Source organism: Planctomonas sp. JC2975 (genome assembly GCF_012985205.1).
Taxonomy (GTDB): Bacteria; Actinomycetota; Actinomycetes; order Actinomycetales; family Microbacteriaceae; genus Humibacter.
This window is the reverse complement of record NZ_JABEKS010000007.1, coordinates 1-5,341: the sequence shown is the minus strand read 5'-3', so window position 1 is coordinate 5,341 and position 5,341 is coordinate 1. Positions and strand designations below refer to the sequence as shown.

Genomic DNA, 5,341 nt, shown 5'->3' with positions numbered 1-5,341 from the left:
AAGTCCGGCGGTGTCCTACTCTCCCACAAGGTCCCCCTTGCAGTACCATCGGCGCTGAGAGTCTTAGCTTCCGGGTTCGGAATGTGACCGGGCGTTTCCCTCTCGCTATGGCCGCCGAAACACTATTGATGTATCAAAAGTGAACGTCAAGCTAGCGTTGTTGCTGCTTGTTTGGTTCCCCGACCGTACATCGGGAACCACTCAGTGGACGCGAGTTATCTTCAGGCTTCCCATACGAGCCTTTTTGCAAACGTGTATGGGAATAGTGATTATCAAGTTATCGGCTTATTAGTACCGGTCAGCTGCACAGGTCTTTAGTCCCTGCTTCCACATCCGGCCTATCAACCCAGTCGTCTGGCTGGGAGCCTCTCACCTAAAAGGTATGGAAGTCTCATCTTGAGGCCGGCTTCCCGCTTAGATGCTTTCAGCGGTTATCCATCCCGAACGTAGCTAATCAGCGGTGCTCCTGGCGGAACAACTGACACACCAGAGGTTCGTCCAACCCGGTCCTCTCGTACTAGGGTCAGATCCTCTCAAACTTCCTACGCGCGCAGCGGATAGGGACCGAACTGTCTCACGACGTTCTAAACCCAGCTCGCGTACCGCTTTAATGGGCGAACAGCCCAACCCTTGGGACCTACTCCAGCCCCAGGATGCGACGAGCCGACATCGAGGTGCCAAACCATGCCGTCGATATGGACTCTTGGGCAAGATCAGCCTGTTATCCCCGAGGTACCTTTTATCCGTTGAGCGACAGCGCTTCCACAAGCCACTGCCGGATCACTAGTCCCGACTTTCGTCCCTGCTCGACCTGTCAGTCTCACAGTCAAGCTCCCTTGTGCACTTACACTCGACACCTGATTGCCAACCAGGTTGAGGGAACCTTTGGGCGCCTCCGTTACTCTTTAGGAGGCAACCGCCCCAGTTAAACTACCCACCAGGCACTGTCCCTGAACCGGATTACGGTTCTAAGTTAGACATCCAGAGTGACCAGAGTGGTATTTCAACAATGACTCCACGAACACTAGCGTGCCCGCTTCATAGTCTCCCACCTATCCTACACAAGCCACACCGAACACCAATACCAAGCTGTAGTAAAGGTCACGGGGTCTTTCCGTCCTGCTGCGCGTAACGAGCATCTTTACTCGTAGTGCAATTTCGCCGAGTTCGCGGTTGAGACAGCTGGGAAGTCGTTACGCCATTCGTGCAGGTCGGAACTTACCCGACAAGGAATTTCGCTACCTTAGGATGGTTATAGTTACCACCGCCGTTTACTGGGGCTTAAATTCTGAGCTTCGCTTGCGCTAACCCTTCCTCTTAACCTTCCAGCACCGGGCAGGCGTCAGTCCGTATACATCGTCTTGCGACTTGGCACGGACCTGTGTTTTTAGTAAACAGTCGCTTCCCACTGGTCTCTGCGGCCTTCAAACGCTTCGGCAGCAAGTGCCTACACGCCTCAGGCCCCCCTTCTCCCGAAGTTACGGGGGCATTTTGCCGAGTTCCTTAACCACGATTCTCTCGATCTCCTTGGTATTCTCTACCTGACCACCTGAGTCGGTTTAGGGTACGGGCGGCTGGAACCTCGCGTCGATGCTTTTCTCGGCAGCATAGGATCACCAACTTCCCCAAACGGGTCCGCATCGTGTCTCAGCCTGAATGAGAGACGGATTTGCCTATCTCTCGGCCTACGCACTTGCACCGGGACAACCATCGCCCGGCATCGGCTACCTTCCTGCGTCACACCTGTTAATACGCTAGCCGCACCAGCATAGGGTCGAGCGCTACCTCCCCGGATCTCACCCCGAAGGGATCGAAACAGGGTTTCGGGCTCTTAGCATCACTGGATTGACTGGGGCGGTTCTTCGCCGGTACGGGAATATCAACCCGTTGTCCATCGACTACGCCTGTCGGCCTCGCCTTAGGTCCCGACTTACCCAGGGCGGATTAGCCTGGCCCTGGAACCCTTGGTCTTTCGGAGGACGGGTTTCTCACCCGTCTTTCGCTACTCATGCCTGCATTCTCACTCGTGTGCCGTCCACGGCTGGATCACTCCGCCGCTTCACCCGGCACACGACGCTCTCCTACCCATCAACACGGCTGGACCACGAAGGCCTACCACTAATGTCAATGCCACAACTTCGGTGGCGTGCTTGAGCCCCGTTACATTGTCGGCGCGGAATCACTTGACCAGTGAGCTATTACGCACTCTTTCAAGGGTGGCTGCTTCTAAGCCAACCTCCTGGTTGTCTGTGCAACTCCACATCCTTTCCCACTTAGCACGCGCTTAGGGACCTTAGTTGGTGGTCTGGGTTGTTTCCCTCTCGACGATGAAGCTTATCCCCCACCGTCTCACTGCTGCGCTCTCACTTACCGGCATTCGGAGTTTGGCTGACGTCAGTAACCTTGTAGGGCCCATCGGCCATCCAGTAGCTCTACCTCCGGCAAGAAACACGCAACGCTGCACCTAAATGCATTTCGGAGAGAACCAGCTATCACGAAGTTTGATTGGCCTTTCACCCCTACCCACAGCTCATCCCCTCCATTTTCAACTGAAGTGGGTTCGGTCCTCCACGACGTCTTACCGTCGCTTCAACCTGGCCATGGGTAGATCACTTCGCTTCGGGTCTAGGACATGCGACTGAAATCGCCCTATTCAGACTCGCTTTCGCTACGGCTACCCCACACGGGTTAACCTCGCCACATATCGCTAACTCGCAGGCTCATTCTTCAAAAGGCACGCTGTCACCCCAACAAGGAGGCTCCAACGGTTTGTAAGCAAACGGTTTCAGGTACTATTTCACTCCCCTCCCGGGGTACTTTTCACCTTTCCCTCACGGTACTTGTCCGCTATCGGTCATCTGGGAGTATTTAGGCTTATCAGGTGGTCCTGACAGATTCACACGGGATTTCTCGGGCCCCGTGCTACTTGGGATACTCTCCACGCTGCGTCACACATTTCGGCTACGGGGTTCGCACCCTCTATGACCGGCCATTCAAAACCGTTCGCCTATATCCACGCATCACGTTCGCTGTTCGGCAGAACAACAAGGAAAGTCCCACAACCCCGACCATGCAACGCCTGCCGGCTATCACACATGATCGGTTTAGCCTGATCCGCGTTCGCTCGCCACTACTAACGGAATCACTGTTGTTTTCTCTTCCTGTGGGTACTGAGATGTTTCACTTCCCCACGTTCCCTCTACCCGCCCTATATATTCAGGCGGGAGTAACCAGGTCACCACAAAGGGCCTGGCCGGGTTTCCCCATTCGGACACCCTCGGATCAAAGTTCGCTTATCAACTCCCCGAGGCTTATCGCAGATTGCTACGTCCTTCTTCGGCTCCAGATGCCAAGGCATCCACCGTTTGCTCTTAGAAACTTGAAATCACATGAGTTTTAGAATCGATCGGCCCACCCGAAGGTGAGCAGATTGACCAATGATCTATAAGTCAGTACAAAAAGTACTGAAAACAAGATCTTGTGAAACAAACCCGAAGGCTTGCTTCTAAGATGCTCGCGTCCACTGTGTAGTTCTCAAAATACGGTCGGTACCCTCCCCCGCCAGCCAAAAGACCAGACAAGGAAAGGGTCCAGAGGTTCAGGTACGACCCTACGGCCGGCCCGGTCCCTCAGGACCCAACAGCGTGCATGCCCCCACACTCCAGACCCGAAACGTTCCTTGCCTTGCGGCCGTACTAGCTTCGAACCCTTCATCTGAAGGCCTATGTCAATGTTCCACCCATGAGCAACCAGCCGAGAACATTCGTCTCGGACCTGGCGCCTGGACACCTAAAAGGTGCCAGTGCTCCTTAGAAAGGAGGTGATCCAGCCGCACCTTCCGGTACGGCTACCTTGTTACGACTTAGTCCTAATCACCGATCCCACCTTCGACGGCTCCCTCCACAAGGGTTGGGCCACCGGCTTCGGGTGTTACCGACTTTCATGACTTGACGGGCGGTGTGTACAAGGCCCGGGAACGTATTCACCGCAGCGTTGCTGATCTGCGATTACTAGCGACTCCGACTTCATGAGGTCGAGTTGCAGACCTCAATCCGAACTGAGACCGGCTTTTTGGGATTCGCTCCACCTTACGGTATCGCAGCCCTTTGTACCGGCCATTGTAGCATGCGTGAAGCCCAAGACATAAGGGGCATGATGATTTGACGTCATCCCCACCTTCCTCCGAGTTGACCCCGGCAGTCTCCTATGAGTTCCCACCATAACGTGCTGGCAACATAGAACGAGGGTTGCGCTCGTTGCGGGACTTAACCCAACATCTCACGACACGAGCTGACGACAACCATGCACCACCTGTATACCGACCTTGCGGGGCGACCATCTCTGGCCGTTTCCGGTATATGTCAAGCCTTGGTAAGGTTCTTCGCGTTGCATCGAATTAATCCGCATGCTCCGCCGCTTGTGCGGGCCCCCGTCAATTCCTTTGAGTTTTAGCCTTGCGGCCGTACTCCCCAGGCGGGGCGCTTAATGCGTTAGCTGCGACACGGAAACCGTGGAATGGTCCCCACATCTAGCGCCCAACGTTTACGGCGTGGACTACCAGGGTATCTAATCCTGTTCGCTCCCCACGCTTTCGCTCCTCAGCGTCAGTTACGGCCCAGAGAACTGCCTTCGCCATCGGTGTTCTTCCTGATATCTGCGCATTCCACCGCTACACCAGGAGTTCCATTCTCCCCTACCGCACTCTAGTCTGCCCGTACCCACTGCAGACCCGAGGTTGAGCCTCGGGATTTCACAGCAGACGCGACAGACCGCCTACGAGCTCTTTACGCCCAATAATTCCGGACAACGCTCGCACCCTACGTATTACCGCGGCTGCTGGCACGTAGTTAGCCGGTGCTTTTTCTGCAGGTACCGTCACTTTCGCTTCTTCCCTGCTAAAAGAGGTTTACAACCCGAAGGCCGTCATCCCTCACGCGGCGTTGCTGCATCAGGCTTGCGCCCATTGTGCAATATTCCCCACTGCTGCCTCCCGTAGGAGTCTGGGCCGTGTCTCAGTCCCAGTGTGGCCGGTCACCCTCTCAGGCCGGCTACCCGTCGTCGCCTTGGTAAGCCATTACCTCACCAACAAGCTGATAGGCCGCGAGCTCATCCCGAACCGAAAAATCTTTCCACACGCAGAAGATGCCTTCGCGCGTCATATCCAGTATTAGACGCCGTTTCCAGCGCTTATCCCAGAGTCCGGGGCAGATTGCTCACGTGTTACTCACCCGTTCGCCACTAATCCCCGCAGAGCAAGCTCCGCAGTTCATCGTTCGACTTGCATGTGTTAAGCACGCCGCCAGCGTTCGTCCTGAGCCAGGATCAAACTCTCCATAAAAAA

3 rRNA genes are annotated in these 5,341 nt (G+C 55.4%); all 3 read right to left on the bottom strand.

From position 1 onward, the window contains the following. Positions 1 to 2 precede the first annotated feature (2 nt). The 3 genes from rrf to HII28_RS19755 all read right to left on the bottom strand — a co-directional run bounded on the left by rrf (position 3) and on the right by HII28_RS19755 (position 5,338). Positions 3 to 119 (bottom strand): 5S ribosomal RNA (gene rrf, locus HII28_RS19765). A gap of 149 nt (positions 120 to 268) precedes the next feature. Continuing rightward, positions 269 to 3,385: ribosomal RNA gene (locus HII28_RS19760) — 23S ribosomal RNA — on the bottom strand. A 428-nt stretch (positions 3,386 to 3,813) separates the two neighbouring features. Continuing rightward, positions 3,814 to 5,338, bottom strand: a 16S ribosomal RNA gene (locus tag HII28_RS19755). The 16S, 23S and 5S rRNA genes sit together here, the layout of an rRNA operon. Positions 5,339 to 5,341 lie beyond the last annotated feature (3 nt).